Genomic DNA, 22,518 nt, shown 5'->3' with positions numbered 1-22,518 from the left:
CTCTTGGTGGTGGGGTGCGAAGGGTGGTGCGGGTGGAAATTGCGGGGGAAACCGGGCAGATCAGCCGAAGTCGTACCATTTGCCGACGACCAGCCGGCCGAGCAGTCCGAAGACGAGGAAGACGACCACGCCGAGCGCCGACGCGGTGAGGATGGCGGCGTAGGTGCCCGCGCCGTTCAGCCTCGAGGTGGAGACCTGGATGAGCACACCGAGGCCGGGGGTGCCGCGCTGGAAGAACTGGTCGCCCACGATCGCGCCGATCACCGAGAGGCCGGCCGCCGTGCGCAGCCCGACGAAGATCGACGGCAGCGCGGCCGGAAACTGCAGCTTGGTGAGCGTGGTCCAGCGACCGGCGCCCTGGAGGGTGAAGAGCTCGCGCTGCGCCCGATCCACCGACTGCAGCCCGAACAGGGTGTTCGAGACCATGGGGAAGATCGAGATCATCACCGTGACGATCACTCGGGAGAGGAATTCGTAGCCGAAGAGGGCGCCGATGAGCGGCACGAGGGCGAGGATCGGGATGCACTGCAGGATCACCGCGTAGGGATAGAGCGAACGTTCGATCCACTTCGCCTGGGACATCAGGATCGCCCAGGCCACTCCGATGATGATCGCCACGACCAGACCGGTGAGCGCCACCTGGGTCGAGTTGCCGAGGTCCTGCACCAGCTGCGGCGAGAACAGCGGATCGGCGAACGCGGCCTTGAGCACGAGGTGCGGGTACGGAACCAGGAAGGCGAGGCCCTGCACCCTGTCGTAGTAGGCGGCAACGAGGTACCAGAAGCCCACGAGCAACGCCAGCACGGCGATCGGCGGCCACCACTGGGCGCTTCGCCTGGCGTAGACCCGACGGATGCGGGCGTCCCGGGCCACGCGACCGGTCGCGAGGGCGAGTTGGTCGACGGACGCCATCAGCGGTGCCCCTCTCGGAGAGCGTGCGAGACTTCGCCGACGAGGGCTCCGAACTCCGGGGTGAAGCGGATGTCCGGATCCCGCGGCATGGGAAAAGGCACGTCGAAGGTGCCCACGATCGACCCGGGCCGGCCCGACATCACCACGACCTTGGTCGACAGGTAGACGGCCTCGGAGACGGAGTGGGTGATGAAGAGACCGGCGAACTGCTTCTCCACGAAGAGCCGGAGCAGCTCGTCATTGAGGCGCTCGCGGGTGATCTCGTCGAGGGCGCCGAACGGCTCGTCGAAGAGGAACAGCTCCGGTTCGAGGGTGAGAGAGCGGGCGAGCGAGGTGCGCATCTTCATGCCCCCGGACAGCTGCTTGGGCAGGTTCTTCTCGAAGCCGCCGAGCCCGACCAGATCGATGGCCTCCTGCGCCTTCGCCCGGCGCTCCTTCGCCTTCATGCCGTTCAGCTCGGCCAGCAGCTCCACGTTGTCGGCGACGGATCGCCAGGGCAGCAGCGTCGCGTCCTGGAAGACGTAGCCGATGCGATCGGTGTCCACGACGACGCTGCCCTCCGAGGACACCTCGAGACCCGACGCGATGCGCAGGAGCGTCGACTTGCCGCAGCCCGATGGGCCGACAACGGTGACGAATTCGCCCCGCTTCACGGTGAGATCGACCCCGCGGAGGGCGACGGTGCCGTTGGGGAAGGTCATCTCCACGTTGGTGAAGTCGAGCAGGGTTCCGGCGGACCGGGACGCGGCGGTGGGCCGCACGGGAGCTGTCGCGGACATCTACAGCATCACCTCTCTTCTGGTTAGCGGAGCGGGGGAGGGCGCGGCCACCTCGTAGGTCACCCGGCTCTGGGCGACGAGGCTGCCGGCGTGGATCACGAAACGGTCGGCCGAGGCGTTGGCCACGACATCCGAGAGGGAGGCGCCGCGCACGGCGAGCAGCTCCGCCCGGGCCCCTACCTCGACGCCGGCGAGGGGGAGAGACATCACCGAGCGCGCCCCGGAGCTCACCGCGGCGTACGCCTCGTCGAGCGTGAGGTGGCCGGCGGTCACGAGCAGCGACGCCGTCTCGAGAGCGTCGCTGCGCCCCACCGGGTTGAACGGGTCGCGCACGTTGTCCGCGCCGGCCCCCACCCGCACTCCGGCATCCAGCAGCGCGCGCAGGGCGGTGAGGCCGCGCGGCGTGGACACCTCGTGCTGCCAGCCCTGCAGGTAGAGATTCGTGATCGGCAGGGAGATGATTCCGATGTCGCTCGCGAGCACCTCGGTGATCACCGCCTGCAGCACATCGGGTTCGAGAGTGCCGAGGCGCACGCAGTGCCCGGCCGAGGCGGGCCGGGTGGCCGGCCAGTCCCGCACGATCCTGGCGAATTCGATGATCGTGGGCTCGCCGGACAGGCCCTCGTCCGTGTGGATGTCGACGCCGACGCCTCGGCGTTCGGCGATCGCGAGCAGACGGCCGAGGTCGTCGTGCGGCTCCGGGGCGAGATGAGGGGCCCCGCCCACCAGCTCCACGCCGAGGTCGAGCGCCTGCTCGATGGTGGAGTCCATCGTGTTCCAGCCGGCGAGGGCGACGAGCTCGATGTCCATGAGGCCGGCGAGCTCGTCCCGCACCCGGCAGAGGGCGTGCACGCCGCGCAGCGGGTCGTCCCCGGTGAGCATGTCCACGTGGCTGCGCACCGCGGTCGTGCCCTGCCGCAGCATGAGCAGCGCGGCCTCCCTGGCCCGATCGGCGATGCTCTCCACCGTCATCACGGAGGAGTAGTCCTTCCACGAGGCGATCGCCAGGCCCAGGTCGCCCATGGGCGGGTTGATCAGGTCCCAGGACAGCGCCTTGTCGAGGTGGGCGTGCGGTTCGGCCGGCGCGGTGAGGAGCAGAAAGCCGTCGAGATCGAGGGAGGCACCCGGCAGATGGGCGGTGGCCGGTCGACCGGTGCCGGCCGGGAAGACGCTGCACACGGTGTCGCCGTCGAGCTCGACGTCGACCAGCGAGCCGTCGGGGAGCGCGGCGTTTGTCAGCAGGGTCAGTCGACGGGGAAGCGTGGGCATGGGCGGCCTCCCTAAATCCAAGGGGGTGTGCAGCCACCGCAGCGCTGAGCCGGTTACACGCGAATGTTGATAACCTCAACATTGTCGAGGCTAGGCACCGCGCGTTTCCGGCGTGTAACGGCCCCGTTTCGACGTGTAAATTGCCGGGAGAAGGCCGCCGCCGATCCCGCCGGTGCGGCGATAGTGGACTCCGGGCCCGCCGGAGGCCGGCCCAATCGCAGACCAGGAGGACAACGTCAGCACGCTCGACCCCCCGCTCGAGACCGCGATCGACCAGCAGGCCGCGGCAATCGGCGGTCGCATCCGCGCCCTCCGTCGGGCCCGCGGCCTCACGCTCGTTCAGCTGGCGGCGTTGGCCCAGCTGTCGCATCCGTTCCTCAGCCAGCTCGAACGCGGCCGCGCCCGCCCGAGCATGGTGTCGCTGGAGAAGATCGCGCGAGCCCTGGGGTCGAGCCAGCTCGAGCTCATGGCGGCGGCCGAGGACGAGGCGGAGTCGACCGAGTCCCCGACCGTGCTCGTGCGCGCCGACGAGGGCACCCGCGGACCGTACGGCGGCGGCACCGGGCGGCTGCTCGTGCACGGCAGGCGCAAGTTCCACCCCATGGAGTTCACGGGCGACAATCTCGACGCCGGCGAGTACTTCGTTCACGCCGAGGACGAGTTCGTGCACGTGGTGGCAGGCACCGTGGTGATCGACCTCGCGGAGCATGGCACGTCCACCCTGCGCGAGGGCGACTCGCTCTACTACGTGGGCGGGACGCCGCACCGCTGGAGCGCCATCGACGCCGACGGCTATCGGCTCTTCGTGGTGAAAGAGAAGCCGGTACGACTGTGACGGATCACCACGAGACCGAACTCGACACGGTCGTGGTCGGGCGCAGCCGTGCGTCGGACGACGTCGACATCTTCGAGCTGCGCGCCCCGGACGGGGCGGCGCTGCCCGCCTGGACCCCCGGCGCGCACATCGACGTGATCCTGCCCGGCATCGGCGAACGGCAGTACTCGCTGGTGCCGGCCCCCGCCGGATCGTGGCGCATCGGCGTGCTTCGCGAGCCGACCGGTCGGGGAGGCTCGGCCTGGTTGCACTCCGCGCTGGATGTCGGCGCTGCCCTGCGCGTGCGCGGCCCCCGCAACCACTTCGCCTTCGCGCCGCCGGCCGGCACCCGCTCCCTGTTCCTGGCCGGCGGAGTGGGGATAACGCCGATCGCGGCGATGGTCGACGCGGCCGCGGCGGCGGGAGTCGACTTCACCCTGCACTACTCCGGGCGGTCCCGCAGCTCGATGGCGCTCGTGGACGAGCTCAGCGCGGCCCACCAGGGCCGCGTGGTCGTGCACGCCTCCGACGAGGGGGACCGACTCGATCTCGACTCCCTCTTCGCCGACCTCGATCCGGACTACGTGGTCTACTGCTGCGGTCCGGCCCACTACATCGACGCGGTCGAGACCGCCGCGGCGGGCAGGCCGCTGCACGTCGAGCGCTTCGAGGCGAAGACCCTCGGCCCGCCCGTGCTCGACGAGGCGTTCGAGGTGGAACTCGCTGGCACGGGAGTGACGGTGACGGTGCCGCCGGAGCGAAGCATCCTCGATCTCGCGGAGGAGGCGGGCGCCTTCGTGCTGTCGAGCTGCCGCGAGGGAACCTGCGGCACCTGCGAGACGGTGGTGCTGGAGGGCGAGGTCGACCACCGGGACTCGATTCTCACGCCGGACGAGCAGGCGGAGAACACGGTGATGTACATCTGCGTCTCCCGCGCGGCCGGACCGCGGCTCGTGCTCGACCTGTAGTCCGTCTAGCGGTGATTGAATTCGTGGAGCCACGCGCGTTGTGCAGGACGGCTCGGGCACCCACACCTCTGGGGCCCGTCCTGCTGAACAGGGCCCGACCGACATGCGGCGGAGGGCGTCCGGGGCGACGACCACGACCGCAAAGTGAAGCGAGTCGTCATGCCCAATCGACCAACCTGCCTGGGCAGTACGGCTAGCGGTCGATCCGCTCCCGGAGGGTGGCGACGAGCTCCCGCTCGTCCTCGTGCACGAGCTCGTAGTCGCGCACGACGACCCGCCCCGCCACGACCACGTGCCGGGGACGGCGGCCGGGGTTCGCCCAGAGCAGGCCCGCCACCGGGTCGGCCACCCCGGCATCCGCGGCTCCCGACACGTCCCAGACGCAGAGATCGGCGGCCGCGCCCGCGCGCAGATGCCCGAGCTCCGGCCGGCCGAGTCCGGCGGCGGAGCCGGCCGTCGCCATGGCGAGCACCGAGCGGGCGTCGATCGGCGGACCGACGAGCGGGGCCACCTGCATGGCGAGCCGGGCATCCGCGAGCAGGTGGCCGGCGTCGTTGCTGCCGCCCCCGCTGGTGCCGAGGCCCACGGTGATGCCGGCGGCGCGCAACGCGGCCACCGGGGCGATCCCCCAGCCCATCGGCAGGTCGCAGCCCGGGGCGTGGGTGGCGGTGATGCCGGCGGAGGCGAGGCGCGCGATCTCCGTGCCGGTCAGGTCGCAGAGGTGGGCGAGCGTCACGTCCGGGGCGAGCCAGCCCCACTCCTCGAGCAGGTCGATCGGGCGGCGGCCGTACCTCTCCAGCGCGATCGCCACATCCACCTGTTCGTTGGCCTGGGTGCGACGGCGCAGCCCGTGCCGCGCGGCGAACTCGCCGAAAAGCTCGAAGGTCTCGCGGCAGTCGCTGTGCACCCCGGCCGGCCCCACCGCGAGCTGGAGCATCCCGTCGGCGCTCACCCCACCGGCAGCGCCGGGCAGCAGCGCCGCGACGATGGCCTCGGCGGAGGCCGCGGCCTCCTGTGGGTCGTCGCGGGCGGAGCCGCGCACGAAGGCGAGCCGGGCGCCGAGGCCGCGCACCGCCCCCGCCGTCGCCCGCGCGATGGCGACCGTGTCCGCTCCGGCCGGCCAGGTGAGGTGGTGGTCGGCGACGGTCGTCACGCCGTTGAGCAGGCCCTCCGCGACGCCGACCGACGCGGCAGCGTGGGCGAGCTCGGCATCCACTCCCACCCGGGAGTAGGCGGCGGCCATCGTCGGCAGCCAGTCGGCCATCGGCACCCCGCGGGTGCCCGGCAGGGTGCGGAAGGCGGTCTGCAGCAGGTGGTGGTGGGCGTTGACGAGCCCGGGGGTGAGCACGCAGCCCGAGACGTCGATGGTCTCGCCGCCCGTGCGCGCCGCCGCCACGACGACCCCGTCGTCGACGACGAGATCGCCCTCGCGCTCGGTGGTCTCGTCGATGACGATGCGGAGGGCGCCGGAGAGAGTGAGCATGGTCAGTTCCTAGCACGCCGATGTGTCGGGCTGATGTCGTGCCAGCGTCGCCGCGCCCGCCCGCCAGAGGGCATCCGGTACCCGTGCCGGTACCCGTGCCGGTACCCGTGCCGGTGCCGGTGCCGGTACCCGTGCCGGTGCCCGTTTGTCGTGTCTGTGCCGGCTCGAGCGGGCCCAATGTCGACAAAAGGGCACGATGGCGGGGCGGGCCGGGCACGACGGCGGGGCGGGGGTTACTCGCCGAGCCGCCACACCCGGTCGCGCGACATCGGAAGCTCGAACGGGCGGATGCCGAGGGCGTCGCGCACGGCGTTCGCGAGGGCGGGGGCGACCGGGTTGTACGGGGCCTCACTCATCGACTTGGCGCCGTGCGGCCCGAACGGGTCGTGCGTGGACGCGAAGTAGACCTCGGTGTGCGGGATGTCCGCGAACTGGGGCACGTGATAGTTGCGGAACGCCGCGGTCGTGACGGTTCCCTCGTTGTCGAGCCGCAGCTCCTCGTAGAGGGAGGTGCCGATCGCCTGGGCCGTCCCGCCCTCGATCTGCCCGCGCAACTGCTCGGGATTGAGCACGGTTCCCGCGTCGGCGGCCTGGATCGACTGCAGGATTCGCACCTCGCCGGTCGCCCGGTCGACCGCCACCCGGAAGGCGTGCACGTTGAAGGCGACCGATCGCGGCGTTCCGTCGTGGCTCCCGTCGGCGATGAGCGGGCCGGCCGCGAGCAGCTTCTCTGCCGGAACGAGAATGTCCCCGGCACGCACGCCGCCGCCCTCGACGACGCCGCCCAGATAGCCGAGCGACGCTGCCCGGGCGAGCATGCGCTCCCTCAGCTTGCCGCTGGCCGCGAGCAGCGCCTTGCCGGCCACGACGACACCGGCCGAGCCGAAGGCGCCGGTATCGTACCGGGCGACATCCGTGTCCGACTGCAGGATCACCACGCGGTCCACCGTCGTGTTGAGGGCGGTCGCCACGAACTGGGCGTGCACCGTCGTGGTGCCGTTGCCGAACTCGGCGGTGCCCACGTTCACCTCGAAGCGCCCATCGTCGAGCAGGCTCACGCTCGTGTCTGCGAAGTGGCCGCGGGGCGGGACGGTCGCGATCATCGCGATGCCCATCCCCGTGCCGACGGCCCAGGTGTCACCGGTTGGCGCGCCCACCCCGTTGCCCCTCGCCAGTGCGGCCTCGGCGAGGTCCAGGCACTGGTCGAGGCCGTAGCTGCCGATCAGCAGGTCCGTGCGTTCGTCGGCGTCCGCGACGATCATCGGGTCGCCCGGCACGATCACGTTGCGCCGTCGAAGCTCGAACGGGTCGATCCCGAGCGTGCGCGCCAGCTCGTCCATCGCCGACTCCACCGCGAAGATCACCTGCCCGAGACCGTAGCCGCGGAAGGCGCCGGACGGCAGGTTGTTCGTGTACACCGACTGGGCATCCACCCGCTTGTTGGGGCAGCGGTAGACACTCGTCGACTCGTGGATGCTGTGGTACATCACCCCGATGCCGTGGTTGCCGTACGCGCCGGTGTCCGCGAGCTCGTCGACGGCCATCGCGGTGAGCACGCCGTCGCGGCTGGCCCCGAGGGTGACGGTGACGCGCATCGGATGCCGCGGCGGGGCCGTGCGGAACTCGTCCTCCCGGGTGAACTCGTATTGCACCGCGCGGCCGGTGCGCAGCACGGCCAGGGTGACGAGGTCCTCGGTGAGCAGCTCCTGCTTGCCGCCGAAGCCGCCGCCGACCCGGGCGGTGAAGACCCGCACGCGGTCGGTGTCGAGGCCGAAGATGTGGCACAGCTCGTCGCGCACGAGGAACGGAACCTGGCTGGAGGTGCGAAGCACGAGCCGTCCGTCGGCATCGAGCCAGCCGCGGGTGGCGTGCGTCTCGAGCGCGGCGTGGTTCACCCGCTGGGTGCGCCACGTGCCGGTGACCACGGCGTCGGCCGTGGCGAGCGCCGCCTCGACGTCGCCGGTCTCGCGGTGGAACTCGGCGACGGTGTTGCGCGCGGGGTCGGCGATGCGGGACTCCGGCCCCTTCGTCGCGTGCAGCAGCGGCGCGCCGGGGGAGCGGGCCTCCTCCGGGTCCCAGACGGCGGGCAGCAGGTCGTACCCGACGTGGATGGCGGCGAGGGCGCGCTCGGCGATCGCCACGCTATCGGCGACCACCGCGGCGACGCGCTGGCCGTGGAACCGCAGCACCGGGTCGAGCACGAGGGTGTCATCCGGGTCGTCGGTGCGCTGCTCGTGCCGACCGGTGGAAAAGAGGGTGGCCGGCGAGTCGCGGTAGGTGAGCACGGCGTGCACCCCGTCCATCGCCTCGGCCGCGCTCGTGTCGAGGTAGACGATCCTGGCGTGCGCGTGCGGGCTGCCGAGCACGGCGAGGTGCAGCAGCCCGGTGGTCCTGAGGTCGAGCGTGTAGCCCTCGGTGCCGGTGACCACCCGCAGGGCCGCCGGCGGGGCGACGGAACGTCCGGTGAGATCGCCCGTCGGGGCGGCCTCGGTGTTGGCGACTCCGCGGATCGCGTCTTCGATGGACCGGTAGCCGGTGCAGCGGCAGAGATTGCCCTTGAGCAGGCGGGGCAGGTCGTGCCGGTCGTCCTCGGTGAAGGTCGACGCCGTCACGATCAGGCCGGCGGTGCAGAAGCCGCACTGGAATCCGCCGGCCGCGACGAAGCTCTCCTGAAGCGGATGCGGGTGCTCCGGCGTGCCGAGTCCGGCGACCGTGGTCACGGCCGCCCCCTCCAGCCGGTGCGCGGGGTAGATGCACGAGTGGATGGGCGCGCCGTCGAGCAGCACTGAGCACGCGCCGCAGTCGCCGGAGTCGCAGCCCTTCTTCACCTCGAAGTGGTCGAGCTCCCGCAGCAGGCTGCGCAGAACCTGGCCGGGGTGCGGTTCGGCGTCGACCGGTTCTCCGTTCACCTCGAACCTCATGTCGCCTCCAGTTCCCCCCGCAGCTGCTCGGCGAAGAGCAGGCTCATCGCCCGCCGCCAGTCCGGCGTGCCGTGGGCATCCGAATACCAGTCGTCGATCCCGTCCACCGCGTCGGCGAGGGCGCGCTCCCCGGGAATTTCGTCGAAGCGCAGCTGGTGCGGCCTGGTCGTGCCGCCGGTCACCGTGATCACCGTCTCGCCGGAGGAGTCGACCCTGCCGATCACGACGGTGCCGGCGCGGCCGAGGGGCGAGAGGGCGATGCGGCGGAATCCGGTGCGGGCGGCGAGGCTCGACTCCGGAATCTCGAGAGACCGCAGCACCTCCCCATGGGTCAACCCCGTGCTGCGCACCCCGGTGACGAGCTCGGCGACGGGCGTGCGGCGCTCGCCGCCGTCGGCCGTCCAGATGACGGCGACGGCGTCGAGGGAGGCGGCGAGGGATGTCATCGGCCCGGCCGGCAGGGCCAGGGCGACGTTGCCGCCGACGGTCGCCACGTTCCAGATCTTGAACGACGCGAGCAGCGAGCCGGCGCACTGCCAGAAGAGCGCGTCGGCGGCCTGGCCTGGCCGCGGGTCGCGAGACTCCCGGGGCGTGAGGGCGGCGAGCTCGGCGATCGTGCAGGTCGCGGCGATCTCCAGGCCGGCCTCCGTGCGCCGGATCGGATCCCAGCCGAGCGCGGTGAGGTCGACGAGCCCGGTGAGCCCGGGCTGCGGCTCCGAGAACAGCCAGGTGCCGCCGCCGAGGGGTCGCTCGCCGGGGGCGAAGACCAGTCCGTCACGGGCGTTCGGCACCCGGATCTCGCGCACGTCGATGAGGTCCATTGTCATCAGAGTCAACATCATCAATGTGACGGGCTTGTAACGCTTTCGGCCGCTGTCGGCATCCTCCCAGCCGGGCGGATCGGGCCGTGCCACGACGAGCTCCGCCGGGCGGCTAGGGTTTTGGCGTGACTGTTCATCCGGATGACGAGGGCCTGACCTGGGGCGGCGAGACCGATCCCACCCACGTCGACGCCCTCGTCGAGGAGCCGGAGCCCGGGGACCACCCCGAGGGGCCGGTCGGCATCAGCTCGCCGTTGCTCGTGACCTACGGGGTGTTCGGCGGGGTGTTCCTGCTCTTCGTCGTCGGCTGGATCATCGGCGTGCAACGCGACACGCTCTCGATCGCGAACCCGTTCTTCGACTTCATGTATCGGCTCGGTGAGGTGCTCGCGATCGCCTCCCCGGCCGCCTGGTTCGTCGGCGTGCTCTTCCTGGCCCGCGATCAAGCGGCCTGGGCCAGAATCCTCTGGCTGCTGCTCGGGGTGGTCCTCCTCGCGCCGTGGCCCTTCATCCTCGTAGTGGGGCGCTCATGACCGATGCAGCGAGCACGCCGGAGTCCACGACCGGCCCGCCGACGTCCGGCCTGCCGACGTCCGGGGCGCCGGCTACCGACACGAGTCGGCCCGCGGCGCGGCTCGGCTGGGTCGGCATCGGCGTGGCGATCGTCATCGGCCTGTTCTATGCCTACGACCTGTTCGAGGCGATCTCCAACGTCGTCGGAGTCGTGACCCAGATCAACGCGACGAACGGCGTGCGCAAGGCGGTGGATCTCGCCCCCGTCCCCACCCCCTGGACGCTGCTGGTGATCGACCTGGCCATCGCTCCGGTCGTCTATGTCACCGCGTTCCTCCTCGCACGGCGCCGCTCCCTCGTGCTGGCCGTGCTCCTGCTCGTGGGGCTCACCGCGGTCGCCGCGATGTCCGCGAGCCTCGTCGCGCTCGCCTGAGCGAGGCGCCGGTCAGGCGACGGCAATCAGAATCGGGCCGCTCCGGCGGGGGTCACCCCACCAATGTCCCAGCCGTCCGGGGGTCGCCCGTGCAATGCGGCGTCACGCGTTCGGAGTCATTGCCGTCGCTGGGATAAAGTTCAAGTGCCGACGGCATGTTCGTCACGGCATCCCCCAATCCGAAGGACCCGATTCGTGGCAAAGCCGATCGTGTTGATCGCCGAAGAACTCTCCCCAGCTACCGTCGAGGCCCTCGGGCCCGACTTCGACGTGCGGTCTCTCGACGGCACCGATCGACCGGTGCTGCTGTCGGCCCTCGCCGAGGCCAGCGCCATCCTCATCCGTTCGGCGACCCAGCTCGACGCCGAGGCGATCGCGGCGGCGAAGAACCTCAAGGTGATCGCCAGGGCCGGTGTCGGGCTCGACAACGTCGACATCAAGTCGGCCACCGAGGCCGGAGTCATGGTCGTCAACGCCCCGACCTCCAACATCATCTCGGCCGCCGAGCTCACCGTCGGCCACATCCTGAGCCTCGCCCGCCACATCCCGGCGGCGCACGGCGCGCTCGCCGACGGGCAGTGGAAGCGGTCCAAGTATTCGGGGGTGGAGCTCTACGAGAAGACCATCGGCATCATCGGCCTCGGCCGCATCGGCGCCCTCATCACCCAGCGGATGCAGGCCTTCGGCACCAAGGTCGTCGCGTACGACCCGTACGTCACCGCCGCCCGCGCCCAGCAGCTCGGCGTGACCCTGCTCACCCTCGACGAGCTGCTCGCCCAGTCCGACTTCATCACGATCCACATGCCGAAGACGCCGGAGACCACCGGCATGATCGGCGACGAACAGCTCGCGCTCATGAAGCCCACCGCGTTCATCGTCAACGTCGCGCGCGGCGGCCTCATCGACGAGGACGCGTTGCACCGGGCGCTCACGAACAACACCATCGCCGGCGCCGGCCTCGACGTCTTCGTGCACGAGCCCCCGACCGGATCGCCGCTGCTCTCCCTGCCGAACATCGTCGTCACGCCCCACCTCGGCGCGTCGACCGACGAGGCGCAGGAGAAGGCCGGCGTCTCGGTGGCGCGGTCCGTTCGTCTCGCGCTTTCCGGCGAGCTGGTTCCGGATGCCGTCAACGTCGCCGGCGGAGTGATCGATCCCACGGTGCGCCCCGGCATCCCGCTGATGGAGAAGCTCGGGCAGCTGTTCGCCGGCATCGCCTCGAGCCCCATCACGAGCATCGACGTGGAGATCCGCGGCGAGATCGTCGAATTCGACGTGAGCGTGCTCAAGCTCGCCGCGCTGAAGGGCATCTTCACGAACATCGTGAGCGAATCCGTGAGCTATGTGAACGCGCCGCTGCTCGCCGAGCAGCGCGGCATCGCCGTGCGCCTCGTCACCGATGCGGTGAGCGACGAGTACCGCAACCTGCTCACCATCCGCGGCGCCCTGAGCGACGGCGAGCAGATCTCCGTCTCCGGCACCCTCACCGGACCGAAGCAGACGCAGAAGATCGTCGAGATCAACGGCTACGACGTGGAGGTGCCCGTCGCCGAGCACCTCATCGTGATGGTCTACACCGACCGCCCGGGAATCGTCGCGGTCTACGGCAAGGAGTTCGGCGAGGCCGGCATCAACATCGCCGGCATGCAGATCAGCCGGCGCGAGGCCGGCGGCCAGGCACTCAGCGTGCTGACCGTCGATTCGCCGGCCCCGGATGCCCTGCTCGAGTCCGTGCGCGTGGCCATCGACGCCGACCTGCTGCGCGAGATCGACATCACCGAGTAGATTTCTCCCGCGCTGTCGATTCCGTCCGTGCTCGTTCGTCGTTCTTCTGATTGACCGGGACCGCGAGGTTCCCCGACACAGGGAGTGCACATGTCCGAGAAGTACCTCATCCTCATCATCGAGCCGAGCTGGGACCCGGCCTTGATCCCGGAGGGCGCGTTGGAGGAGGCATCCAAGGCCCACGGGGCGTTCGCGGCGGCGGTCGCGGCGGCCGGGGCGAAGATCCTGGGCGGAGAGGCGCTGCAGTCGGCGTCCGCCTCGGTGCGCATCACTCCAGCGAGGGACGGCAAGCCCGCGGTCTTCACGAACGGTCCGCTCGCCGAGACCACCGAGGTGCTGAGCGGCTACTACCTGATCGAGGCCGACTCGCTCGAGCAGGCGAAGCAGTTGGCCGCGCTCTGCCCCACCGGCGACCGGCTCGAGCTCCACCCCATCTGGGACCTGCCCGGAATGTAGCGGTGATCGCCTAAGAGAATGGCTCATGAGTCTCGAGGCGGCGTTCGCCGAGGAGTGGCCGCGTGTGGTGGGGGCCACCCTGCGCGCCTACGGCAGCGTCGACCTCGCCGAGGAGAGCGCGCAGGAGGCCTTCGTGCGGGTGGCGGAGCGCCTCGCCGCCGGCGAACGCATCGACAACATCGGGGCGTGGGCCACGACCGCTGCACGGCGGATAGCGGTCGACACGCTGCGCCACGACCGGGTGCTCCGGTCGAAGCTGCCGCTGCTGCTCGAACCGCAGGGCACGGATGACCCGGCAGAAACCGAGGCGGTCCCCGTCGACGACCGGCTGGGCCTGATCTTCGTCGCGTGCGATCCGCTGCTCTCGCCCGAGCAGCAGATCGCCCTCGCCCTGCGCATCGTGTGCGGTGTGCCCACCGTCGACATCGCCGCCTTCTTCGGCAGCCAGGAGGCCACCGTCGCCGCGCGCCTCACCCGGGCGAAGCAGGCGATCGCCCGTTCGGGGGAGCGCTTCGCCTGGCCGGACGCCCGCGACCGCGCCGCCCGACTCGACCAGGCCCTCACCACCACCTACGGCGTCTATACCCTCGGGCACACGGCGGCGGCGGGGGACGCGCTCACGGACGAGCGGCTCGCCCACCTCGCCCTCATGCTCGCCCGCTCGATCGCCGCAGAGTACCCGGACGACACCGAGGTGCTCGGTCTGCTCGCGCTGATCGAGCTCGGCGAGGCGAGGGGCGTGGCGAGGACCACGGCGGACGGCATGCCTCTCACCCTCGCCGAGGTGGACCGGTCGGCCTGGGGCCGGCGGCGCATCCGGCACGGGCTCGACCTCGCCGCGCGTGCCCTCCCCGGTGGTGGGCGCTTCGCCCTGCAGGCCGGAATCGCCGGCCTGCACAGCGCGGCGCCGAGCTGGGAGGAGACCGACTGGGGCGCCATCGCCACCCTGTACCACGGACTCACCCGCGTCTGGCCCGCGCCGATCGCGCGTCTCGGCGGCATCATCGCCAGGAGTCACCTCGGCGAGCGGGAACTCGACCGCGCGGCCGACGAGCTCCGCGCGCTGCGCGGCACCGGGTCGTCCGACATCGACCGCAGGGTGAGCGCCGCCCTCGCGGACGTGGAGGAACGCCGCGGCGCGGTGCCCGAGGCCCTCGCGGCCCTCGCCGATGCCTCGGCCGGCGAACGCAATCTGGCCGTTCTCCGCTATTACGAGCGAGCGGGGGAGCGGCTCCGTCGGCGAGCGGTCAGCGATCGTTGACGAACCGCGCCGAGGCGTCGAGGCCGCCCTCCGGTCGGTTGGTGAGCCGCACCGTCGCCCCGCTCGCCGACGCCAGCTGGGCGACGATGGCGAGCCCCAGGCCGTGGCCGGCGCCGTCTGCGCTGCCGCGCCAGAAGCGTTCGAACGCCCGCTCGGTCTCCTCCGGCGGCATCCCCGGCCCCTCGTCGAGCACGTGAACGGTGGTCCAGCGGCGATCGTCGAGCACGCGCACCATGATCGACCCGCCGGGCGAGCTCACCGTGAGGGCGTTGTCGATGAAGTTGTCGATGATCTGTTCGGCCGCCGTGGGCACGGCGAGCACAGGCCGGGAGGAGTGCGCCTCGACCTCGAGGGCGACTCCGGATTCCCGAGCGAGCGGACGCCAGTGCTCCACCCGCTCCCGGGCGATCTCGTCGAGGTCGACCGGCTCCACCGGCGCCGAACTCGACTCGGTGCGGCTCAGCAGCAGCAGGCCCTCGATGATCCCGCCCAGGCGATCTGCCTCGGTCTCCGCGCTGAGCAACCGGCCGGCGGCCCCCTGCGGGTCCGTCTCGATCAGGGCGCGGGCGGATTCGAGTCGCAGCCTGAGCGCGGTGAGCGGGGTGCGCAACTGGTGGGAGGCGTTGGAGGCGAAGGTGCGCTGCTGCTCGAGCAGGGCATCCAGCCTCTCGGCCATGATGTTGAACGACCGGGAGAGCGAACGCAGTTCCGGGGCCCCCATCGTCTCGTCCGCACGCACGTGCAGCCGGCCCTCCGCGAGGTGCTCGGTGGTCTCCTTGAGACGCTTGAGGGTTCGGGTGATCGTCGTCGAGAGCACGAGCCCCACGATGCCGGCCAGCAGCACGGTGGTGAGCGCCACGAGCCAGAGCGTGAACAGCCGGCGGTTGAGCGAATCGGTCACGAATTGGGCCGGGTAGGTGAGGCGCACCGCTCCGTGGATCTTCGCGCCGCCGAACACCGGAACGGACACGTAGAGCAGCTGCTCCTGAAGCGTGTCCGAGTACCTCTCGCCGGTCGCGATCTGACCGGTGATGGCCTTCGCGATCTCCGGGCGCGACAGGTAGGAGCTGCCGACCGCCGAGCGGTCGTCGTCGCTCGTGACGAGCGCGATACCCGCCGAGTCGGTGATCACGACCCGCGCTCCGCCCGCCGCCCGGTACTGGCGGGCGAGATCGGTGATCACGGCGTGGTCGGTCGAGGTGTTGGCCTCGAGCGACTCCTCGCTTCGCCCGGCGAGAACGAACGCGTCGCGTTCGAGGGAGGTGACGATCCGGTCGCGCTCGACCACCCGCAGCTGGTTGCTCAGGGGAATGTCCTGCACGAGCACCACGAGCAGCGCCACGATCATGAGAACGGCCGTGAACCGCCACTTCATCCGGGCACGTCGAAACGGAAGCCCACTCCGCGCACCGACTCGATCCACCGTGAGTCGCCGAGCTTCTTGCGAATCGAGGCGATGTGGGTGTCGAGGGTCTTCGTGGTGCCGTACCAGTTGGTGTCCCACACGCTGTGCAGGATCTCCGACCGGCGGAAGACGGCTCCCGGGTCGCCGGAGAGGAAGGCGAGCAGTTCGAATTCCTTGGGGGTGAGATACACCTCGATGTCGCTCACCGTCACGCGTTGCGCCCGCGGGTCGATGGTCAGGTGCCCGAACCGTTTCGCCGGCACGGGCGCCGCGGCGTCGCTCGAGCCCGTGCGGCGCACCACGGCCCGCATCCTGGCCACCAGTTCCCGCATCCCGAACGGCTTGACGACGAAGTCGTCGGCCCCCATCTCGAGGGCGACGACACGGTCGATCTCGTCGGCTCGGGCGCTGACGACGATGATCGGGGTCTGCGAGTCACGTCGGATGGCGCGGCACACGTCGGTGCCGTCGATGTCCGGCAGGCCGAGGTCGAGAAGCACGATGTCCGGCCGAAACGACGGCATGGCGTCCAGGCAGCCCTGACCGGTGACCACGAGCAGCGATTCGAAGTTGGAGTGTGTCAGAGAGTCGATGATCCCGTCGGCCACCGCGGCATCGTCCTCGACCACCAGCACCCGCATGGCTCCATTCTGCGGCCCAATGCTGGTCGAGCGATGGATGCGGTGCTCAGCCGGACAATCTTTGACAGATCTTGGATGACCGTCGGCCGAATGTGGGGAGCGGGATTCCTAGGTTTGAAGCATGAAAACAATGAAGACTCCGGCAATCACGATTCTCACCGTCATCGCGGTACTCGGCACGGCGGGGGCGGCAATGGCCGTCAACTCGGGCACGCTGTCGTTGACGTCGTCCCAGACGCCGGGCGACGCCACGAGCGTGCTCATCCCCACGGCGACTCCGACACCGACACCCAGCAAGGCCGGAGACGACTCGACCCAGGCGCCGGAGGCCACCGAGACCCCGGAGCCGGCGAAGACGCCGGAGGCGGTCGAGCCGAGCCACGCGGCGACAGAGACCCACGAGAGCGACGAGCACACCTCGACCCCGTCACCCGAGCCGACGCACGAGCGCGAAGGAGACGACTCGCACTCCGGTTCCGACCAGCACGATGACTAGGACGAACCACCCGGCTCGCCGGGCGCGTGCACTCACGGGGGCGGCGTCGGTCGTCGCCCTCGTGGGCATCGTGGCCGGGCTCCAGATGGCCGCGAACGCCCAGGGCGCTGAGCGGTCCGACGCCCCTCGGGGCGGGTCGACCCCGACCGTTTCGCCCAGCGCGTCACCCCTCGGCAGCGCGCCGACGCCCGCCGTTCCCGCTCCGGAGGCTCCGGCCCCGGCAGCCCCCGCGGCTCCCGCCCCGGCGCCCAAACCGGTGGCACCTCCGGTTGCCGCGCCCGCCCCGGCACCCGTGCACGGGTCAACGGGTGGCTCGGGAGGCTGACCGAGTGGCAGCACGATCCATCTCGGGCGACGCCGTCCGAGCCGTGTTCGAACTCACCGGCAGCCAGCCGATGTCGGCGTCGCGCCGCGAGGCGCATATGGGCGGCCACAGCACCATCACGCTCGTCGGCGGGTCGCCCCGGCTTCTCGATGCCTGCTTCGAGTTGGCCCACCGCTGCGAGCGGCTCTGGAGCCGCTTCATCCTCTCGAGCGACATCACCCGGCTGAACTGGGCGGAGGGGGCGACCATCGCCGTCGACCCGCTCACCGTTCGGCTGGCAACGGCGATGCTCTCCGGTTTCGCCCGCACTGCCGGTGATTTCGACCCCACGCTCCTTCCCGACCTGCTGGCCGCCGGCTACACGAGGTCCGTCGTCGATCCGTCGAGGGAGACGACCCTGCCGCTCTCGGCGAGGGCTCCGGGCGAAATCGCCGGCATGGTCATCGAGGGGGACGCCATCACCCTGCCTCGGGGAACCACCCTCGACCCCGGCGGCATCGGCAAGGGACTCGCCGCCGACGTCGTCTGCGAGTTCGCCCTCGCGGAGGGAGCCTGGGGCGTGATGGCGGAAATGGGCGGCGACGTGGTCGTGGCCGGGGACTCCCCGGAGGCCCAGGGCTGGCGGATCGGGGTCGAAGACCCGTTCCGCGACGAGCAGTTCGCGACGATCGTTCGGCTGGGAACGGGAGCCATCGCCACGTCGAGCCAGCTCAAACGCCGGTGGCAGGCCGGCCAGACCGAGGTGCACCACCTCATCGATTCCCGCAGCCGACGAAGCGCCGTCACCGACGTGCAGACCGTCTCGGTGATCGCTGCCCAGGGCTGGTACGCCGAGATCCTCACCAAACCGGCGTTCGTGCGCCCCCCGCAGGACTTTCTCGCCTGGCTGCCCTCCGTCGGAGCGGCCGGGAGCATCATCGACGCCTCCGGCACCATGCTCGAATCGGCAAACTGGCGGGACTACGCGTGACCTCTCCCCACCTCTGGTGGTACATCACCCGGGCCAGCGCGATCATCGCGTGGGCGCTCATGACCCTGTCCGTCGTCTGGGGGACCCTGCTGTCCACGCGGGTGCTGCGCAAGGTCGACAACCCGTCCTGGCTGCAGGACCTCCACCGCTACCTCGGCGGGACGGCGATCGTCATGGTCGTCGCCCACATGGTCAGCCTCATGCTCGACGGCTGGCTGCACTTCTCGGCGGCCGCCGTGCTCGTGCCGTTCGCCACGGACTATCGTGCACTTCCGGTGGCCATCGGCATCCTCGCCTTCTACCTGCTCCTCGCCGTGCAGGGCTCCTCGTTGCTCATGCGCCTGCTGCCGCGCCGGTTCTGGAAGGGGGTGCACTACGCGAGCTACCTCGTGGTTGTTCTCGTCTCCTTTCACGCCGGCCTGACCGGCACCGACGTCGGGGCACTCTGGTACCGCGTCGTGGCGATCTCCATCATCGGCCTCTCGGTGATCGCGGTGCTCGTGCGCGTCATTGCCGGAAACCGCGCCGCCGGAAACCGCGTCGCCGGCAACCGAGCCCCGGGCCGGAGCGACGCGGTGCGGCGCGAACGGCCCGGGTCGGCGCCGGTCCGTCGGGGGGTCACCATGCGGGTGTCGGCGACATTCCGGGTCTCGGACGAGGTGCTCGGGATTCGGCTGGTGCCGAGCGCCGCCACGGTTCTGCCCGTCTGGCGGCCGGGCGCCCACGTCACCGTCGCCCTGCCGAACGGGTTGGAACGGCAGTATTCGCTCTGTGGGGACCCGGCCGACCGGTCGCACTTCGACATCGCCGTCCTGCGAACCCTGGACTCCCAGGGTGGGAGCAGCTGGATCCACGCCAACGTGCGGCCCGGAGTGCAGCTCGAGGTGACCGGGCCGCTCAATCACTTCGAACTCGAGCCGGCCCTCTCCTATCTGTTCGTGGCGGGCGGGATCGGCATCACTCCGATCAAATCGATGATCGAATCCCTGCCGGACCGCCGGGACTGGCACCTTCTCTACTTCGGGCGAAGCCGCCGGTCGATGGCCTTCGCCGACGAGCTGGCGGCCGAGTATCCCGGCCGGGTCTGGGTGCACGCGAGCGACGAGAACGCGACGGCTCTCGACATCGAACACCTGCTCTCGACCGTCGACGCCGACGTCTACTGCTGCGGCCCGGAGTCGCTGATGGCGAGAGTCGCCTCGGTCGTGCCCCGCGAAAGGATGCACCTCGAGCGTTTCACGCCCGTCGAACGCGCGGCGATCGGCGCTCCTCAGTCCGTGCGGGTCACCTGCCGCAAGAGCAGGAAGGACTTCGCAGTGCCGTCCGGCCAGAGCATCCTCGATGCCCTCGAGCAGAACGGCCTGCCGGTGATGGGCTCGTGCCGGAAGGGCGTGTGCGGCACCTGCGAGGTACGCGTGGTGGGAGGTCTCCCCGAGCACCTGGACTCGGTGGTCGACGACGAGGAGAAGGACCGTCTCGGCGTGATGTACCCCTGCGTCTCGCGCGCGACCACGCCGGAACTCGTGCTCGACATCTGACGCTCGGCGTCACCCGGAAAGGGTGACGCGCCCCACACTGAACCCGAATCAGAAGCGGGGCGCGCCGGTCTTAAGGTTACGCGACGTTACTCAGAGAACGTCGCCTTTTGTCTCGTGCTGTACTACCTGGTCGCCGCCGTTGGGATCCACCGTGCGGGTAGTCGAGATCGTCTGGCGCTTACGAAGCACCAGCACGAGCGAGATGATGAACACGAGCACTCCCGCGCCCATCAGGATGTACCCCACGAGGTGAATGTCGATCCAGGTGACCTGGATATTGAGTGCGAAAGCCAGAACCGCGCCGACGACGAAAAGAAAAATCCCTGAACCAATCCCCATGATGGAGCCCTTCCGTTCGGTTACGCGTAACTCCGGGCGAGGGTTCGCTTCGGAGCGCAGATATCCATCACCCGGATCCTACTCCGATGTCCCCAGTTCGGGGGCCAGAATCGCCGAGATCTCCCTGCCAGTACGCTGGGATGAGCCTAGCCGTTGGAGACACAGGAGCCCGGATGACGCGCACCATCAACCTCGCAGTGATTGCCGGAGACGGCATCGGTCCCGAAGTGGTCGCGGAGGCGGTCAAAGTGCTCACGGCGGTGCTCCCGAGCGACGTCACCGTCGACGCCACCGAGTACCCCTTCGGCGCGACCCACTTCCTTCGGACGGGCGAGATCCTGCCGGACGAGGGCCTCGCCGCTCTCGCCAAGCACGACGTGATTCTGCTCGGAGCCGTCGGCGGTGACCCCCGGGATCCGCGGTTGGCCGGGGGGCTCATCGAGCGCGGGCTGCTGCTCAGGCTGCGGTTCGCCCTCGACCACTACGTGAACCTGCGCCCATCCCGACTGTTCCCCTCCGTCGTGTCGCCACTCGCGAACCCGGGTGCCGTCGACTTCATCGTGGTGCGGGAGGGCACGGAGGGTCCGTACGTCGGCAACGGGGGAGCGATCCGCGTCGGCACCCCGCACGAGGTCGCCAACGAGGTCTCCGTCAACACGGCGTTCGGCGTGGAGAGGCTCGTCCGCTACGCGTTCGGCGCCGCCGCCGGACGGGAGCGCAAGAAGCTCACCCTGGTGCACAAGACCAACGTGCTCACCCACGCGGGCGGCCTGTGGCAGCGCACGGTCGACCGGGTCGCGGCGGAGTTTCCCTCGGTCGCTGTCGACTACCTGCACGTGGACGCCGCCACTATCTTCCTGGTCACCGATCCGAGTAGGTTTGACGTGATCGTCACGGACAACCTCTTTGGCGACATCCTCACCGATTTGGCCGCCGCGATCAGCGGCGGCATCGGGCTCGGCGCGTCGGGAAACATCAACCCCGACGGAGCATTCCCGAGCATGTTCGAGCCCGTCCACGGGTCGGCTCCGGACATCGCCGGCAAGCAACTCGCCGACCCCACCGCGGCGATCCTGTCCGTGGCGCTCATGCTCGACCACCTCGGGCTGGCGGATGCCTCGGCAAGGGTCACGGCGGCGGTGACCGCCGATCTCGCCTCCCGTGGCGCGAACGGCCGCTCCACATCCCAGATCGGCGACGCCATCGCGGCCCTGATTTAGCCCGCCCGCGAATACAGGCGCAGAATATCCCCTAGGACAATCGAAGGACCACCGATGATCACCAATCTCCTCGCACCAGCCGCATTCACCTTCAGTGTGATCAAGAACCCCGCGGCCAGGAGCGCGGCGGAGCGGGAAGCGATTCTCGCCAACCCCGGGTTCGGCAAGTACTTCACCGACCACATGGTCGACATCTGCTGGTCGGTCAAGGGCGGCTGGCACCGACCGAGGGTGCAGCCGTACGGTCCGATCGCGCTCGACCCGGCCGCGGCTGTGCTGCACTACGCGCAGGAGATCTTCGAGGGCCTCAAGGCCTACCGGCACGCGGACGGCTCCATCTGGAGCTTCCGCCCCGAGGCGAACGCGCGCCGGATGCAGCGTTCGGCCAAGCGACTCGCGCTGCCCGAGCTGCCCACCGAGTACTTCATCGAATCGCTGCGCCAGCTGATCGCCGTCGACGGCGACTGGGTGCCGTCCGCCCCGGAGACGAGCCTGTACCTTCGGCCGTTCATGTTCGCCAAGGAGGCGTTCCTCGGAGTGCGACCGGCCGAGAAGGTGAACTACTACGTGATCGCGAGCCCGGCGGGTGCCTACTTCACCGGGGGTGTCGCGCCGGTGTCGATCTGGCTCTCCACGAACTACGCGCGTGCGGGCAAGGGCGGCACGGGGGCGGCCAAGACGGGCGGCAACTACGCGTCGTCGCTCGTGGCCCAGGCCGAGGCCTACGAGCACGGCTGCGCCCAGGTGCTCTTCCTCGATGCCGTGGAGGGAAAGTACCTCGAGGAGCTCGGCGGCATGAACATCGTGCTCGTGAAGAAAGACGGCACCCTGGTCACCCCCGAGTCCGACAGCATCCTCGAGGGGATCACCCGGGACTCCATCCTGCAGCTCGCCGAGGACCGCGGCCACACGATCGAGCGCCGCAAGGTCACCCTCGACGAGTGGCGCGACGGCGTGGCATCCGGTGACGTCACCGAGGTGTTCGCGTGCGGCACGGCCGCGGTCGTCACCCCGATCGCCCTGCTCAAGGGCGAGGGATTCGAGATCGGGTCAGCGGATGCCCCGGCGGGCGAGCTGACGATGTCGCTTCGCCAGGAGCTCACCGACATCCAGTACGGGCGCGTGCCCGACCGTCACCACTGGCTCACTCGTTTGGACGTCTAGGCTGC

Annotated in this window: 22 protein-coding genes; 13 read left to right on the top strand and 9 right to left on the bottom strand. The window is 70.3% G+C overall.

Annotated elements, in window-relative coordinates; translation table 11 throughout:
- Positions 1 to 60: 60 nt before the first annotated feature.
- Genes FVP33_RS12970 through FVP33_RS12960 form a run of 3 tightly spaced genes read right to left on the bottom strand, consistent with a single transcriptional unit; the run spans position 61 to position 2,960 of the window.
- Positions 61 to 912, bottom strand: coding sequence for an ABC transporter permease (locus tag FVP33_RS12970; protein WP_147784072.1), 852 nt, complete (start codon positions 910 to 912; stop codon positions 61 to 63).
- Positions 912 to 1,691 (bottom strand): ABC transporter ATP-binding protein, encoded by a 780-nt coding sequence (locus FVP33_RS12965; RefSeq protein ID WP_147784071.1) that lies wholly within the window; start codon positions 1,689 to 1,691, stop codon positions 912 to 914. The genes FVP33_RS12970 and FVP33_RS12965 overlap by 1 nt, the downstream gene beginning before the upstream one ends.
- The gene (locus FVP33_RS12960; protein WP_147784070.1) at positions 1,692 to 2,960 is read right to left on the bottom strand and encodes an amidohydrolase family protein; all 1,269 of its coding nucleotides are present in this window, start codon (positions 2,958 to 2,960) and stop codon (positions 1,692 to 1,694) included. It abuts the gene before it with no gap.
- Between the two features lie 214 nt (positions 2,961 to 3,174).
- Here FVP33_RS12960 and FVP33_RS12955 point away from each other — a divergent pair, with 214 nt between their 5' ends.
- The gene (locus FVP33_RS12955; protein ID WP_342779870.1) at positions 3,175 to 3,795 is read left to right on the top strand and encodes a helix-turn-helix domain-containing protein; all 621 of its coding nucleotides are present in this window, start codon (positions 3,175 to 3,177) and stop codon (positions 3,793 to 3,795) included.
- Positions 3,792 to 4,742, top strand: a complete 951-nt coding sequence (locus tag FVP33_RS12950) for a PDR/VanB family oxidoreductase (RefSeq protein WP_147784068.1) — start codon at positions 3,792 to 3,794, stop codon at positions 4,740 to 4,742. The genes FVP33_RS12955 and FVP33_RS12950 overlap by 4 nt, the downstream gene beginning before the upstream one ends.
- 193 nt (positions 4,743 to 4,935) lie before the next feature.
- Here FVP33_RS12950 and FVP33_RS12945 read toward each other — a convergent pair whose 3' ends face one another.
- From FVP33_RS12945 to FVP33_RS12935, 3 genes are all read right to left on the bottom strand, one after another.
- Positions 4,936 to 6,225 carry an amidohydrolase family protein gene (locus tag FVP33_RS12945; protein WP_147784067.1) on the bottom strand — a complete coding sequence of 430 codons (1,290 nt, stop codon included), beginning with the start codon at positions 6,223 to 6,225 and terminating at the stop codon, positions 4,936 to 4,938.
- Positions 6,226 to 6,458: 233 nt separating this feature from the next.
- The gene (locus FVP33_RS12940; RefSeq protein WP_147784066.1) at positions 6,459 to 9,146 is read right to left on the bottom strand and encodes a molybdopterin-dependent oxidoreductase; all 2,688 of its coding nucleotides are present in this window, start codon (positions 9,144 to 9,146) and stop codon (positions 6,459 to 6,461) included.
- Positions 9,143 to 9,973: an FAD binding domain-containing protein gene (locus FVP33_RS12935; RefSeq protein ID WP_246142322.1), complete on the bottom strand. Its 831-nt coding sequence runs from the start codon at positions 9,971 to 9,973 to the stop codon at positions 9,143 to 9,145. The genes FVP33_RS12940 and FVP33_RS12935 overlap by 4 nt, the downstream gene beginning before the upstream one ends.
- Positions 9,974 to 10,092: 119 nt before the next feature.
- On the opposite strand from FVP33_RS12935, the gene FVP33_RS12930 reads away from it, so the two are divergent.
- From FVP33_RS12930 to FVP33_RS12910, 5 genes are all read left to right on the top strand, one after another.
- On the top strand, positions 10,093 to 10,500 hold the full coding sequence (locus tag FVP33_RS12930) for a hypothetical protein (RefSeq protein ID WP_147784065.1): 408 nt from the start codon (positions 10,093 to 10,095) through the stop codon (positions 10,498 to 10,500).
- Complete coding sequence (locus FVP33_RS12925; protein WP_147784064.1) at positions 10,497 to 10,913, top strand: hypothetical protein; 417 nt, start codon at positions 10,497 to 10,499, stop codon at positions 10,911 to 10,913. The genes FVP33_RS12930 and FVP33_RS12925 overlap by 4 nt, the downstream gene beginning before the upstream one ends.
- Positions 10,914 to 11,108: 195 nt before the next feature.
- Positions 11,109 to 12,698 (top strand): phosphoglycerate dehydrogenase, encoded by a 1,590-nt coding sequence (gene serA / locus FVP33_RS12920; protein ID WP_147784063.1) that lies wholly within the window; start codon positions 11,109 to 11,111, stop codon positions 12,696 to 12,698.
- A 90-nt stretch (positions 12,699 to 12,788) separates the two neighbouring features.
- Positions 12,789 to 13,154 (top strand): YciI family protein, encoded by a 366-nt coding sequence (locus FVP33_RS12915; protein WP_147784062.1) that lies wholly within the window; start codon positions 12,789 to 12,791, stop codon positions 13,152 to 13,154.
- A 25-nt stretch (positions 13,155 to 13,179) separates the two neighbouring features.
- Positions 13,180 to 14,415 (top strand): RNA polymerase sigma factor, encoded by a 1,236-nt coding sequence (locus FVP33_RS12910; protein ID WP_147784061.1) that lies wholly within the window; start codon positions 13,180 to 13,182, stop codon positions 14,413 to 14,415.
- Here FVP33_RS12910 and FVP33_RS12905 read toward each other — a convergent pair.
- Both FVP33_RS12905 and FVP33_RS12900 read right to left on the bottom strand, forming a co-directional pair.
- Positions 14,402 to 15,790: a sensor histidine kinase gene (locus tag FVP33_RS12905; RefSeq protein WP_147784060.1), complete on the bottom strand. Its 1,389-nt coding sequence runs from the start codon at positions 15,788 to 15,790 to the stop codon at positions 14,402 to 14,404. The genes FVP33_RS12910 and FVP33_RS12905 overlap by 14 nt on opposite strands.
- Complete coding sequence (locus FVP33_RS12900) at positions 15,787 to 16,461, bottom strand: response regulator transcription factor (RefSeq protein ID WP_147784059.1); 675 nt, start codon at positions 16,459 to 16,461, stop codon at positions 15,787 to 15,789. The genes FVP33_RS12905 and FVP33_RS12900 overlap by 4 nt, the downstream gene beginning before the upstream one ends.
- 130 nt (positions 16,462 to 16,591) lie before the next feature.
- Between FVP33_RS12900 and FVP33_RS12895 the strand changes: the two genes are divergently transcribed.
- From FVP33_RS12895 to FVP33_RS12880, 4 genes are read left to right on the top strand one after another with little or no spacing between them, the layout of a single operon-like run.
- Positions 16,592 to 16,957, top strand: coding sequence for a hypothetical protein (locus tag FVP33_RS12895; RefSeq protein ID WP_187270706.1), 366 nt, complete (start codon positions 16,592 to 16,594; stop codon positions 16,955 to 16,957).
- Positions 16,950 to 17,282 carry a hypothetical protein gene (locus FVP33_RS19540; protein ID WP_187270705.1) on the top strand — a complete coding sequence of 111 codons (333 nt, stop codon included), beginning with the start codon at positions 16,950 to 16,952 and terminating at the stop codon, positions 17,280 to 17,282. The genes FVP33_RS12895 and FVP33_RS19540 overlap by 8 nt, the downstream gene beginning before the upstream one ends.
- Positions 17,283 to 17,286: 4 nt before the next feature.
- Positions 17,287 to 18,252, top strand: a complete 966-nt coding sequence (locus FVP33_RS12885) for an FAD:protein FMN transferase (RefSeq protein WP_222706715.1) — start codon at positions 17,287 to 17,289, stop codon at positions 18,250 to 18,252.
- Positions 18,249 to 19,790 carry a 2Fe-2S iron-sulfur cluster-binding protein gene (locus tag FVP33_RS12880; protein WP_147784056.1) on the top strand — a complete coding sequence of 514 codons (1,542 nt, stop codon included), beginning with the start codon at positions 18,249 to 18,251 and terminating at the stop codon, positions 19,788 to 19,790. Before FVP33_RS12885 ends, FVP33_RS12880 begins: the two co-directional genes overlap by 4 nt.
- A 90-nt stretch (positions 19,791 to 19,880) precedes the next feature.
- Here FVP33_RS12880 and FVP33_RS12875 read toward each other — a convergent pair whose 3' ends face one another.
- Positions 19,881 to 20,129 carry a DUF6458 family protein gene (locus tag FVP33_RS12875; protein WP_147784055.1) on the bottom strand — a complete coding sequence of 83 codons (249 nt, stop codon included), beginning with the start codon at positions 20,127 to 20,129 and terminating at the stop codon, positions 19,881 to 19,883.
- Between the two features lie 173 nt (positions 20,130 to 20,302).
- Here FVP33_RS12875 and FVP33_RS12870 point away from each other — a divergent pair, with 173 nt between their 5' ends.
- The gene (locus FVP33_RS12870; protein WP_147784054.1) at positions 20,303 to 21,349 is read left to right on the top strand and encodes a 3-isopropylmalate dehydrogenase; all 1,047 of its coding nucleotides are present in this window, start codon (positions 20,303 to 20,305) and stop codon (positions 21,347 to 21,349) included.
- Positions 21,350 to 21,403: 54 nt separating this feature from the next.
- Positions 21,404 to 22,513: a branched-chain amino acid aminotransferase gene (locus tag FVP33_RS12865; protein ID WP_147784053.1), complete on the top strand. Its 1,110-nt coding sequence runs from the start codon at positions 21,404 to 21,406 to the stop codon at positions 22,511 to 22,513.
- Positions 22,514 to 22,518: the final 5 nt, after the last annotated feature.

Source organism: Lacisediminihabitans profunda (genome assembly GCF_008040105.1).
Lineage (GTDB): Bacteria > Actinomycetota > Actinomycetes > Actinomycetales > Microbacteriaceae > Lacisediminihabitans > Lacisediminihabitans profunda.
The sequence above is the reverse complement of the archived record's forward strand: the minus strand, read 5'-3'. Positions and strand labels throughout refer to the sequence as shown.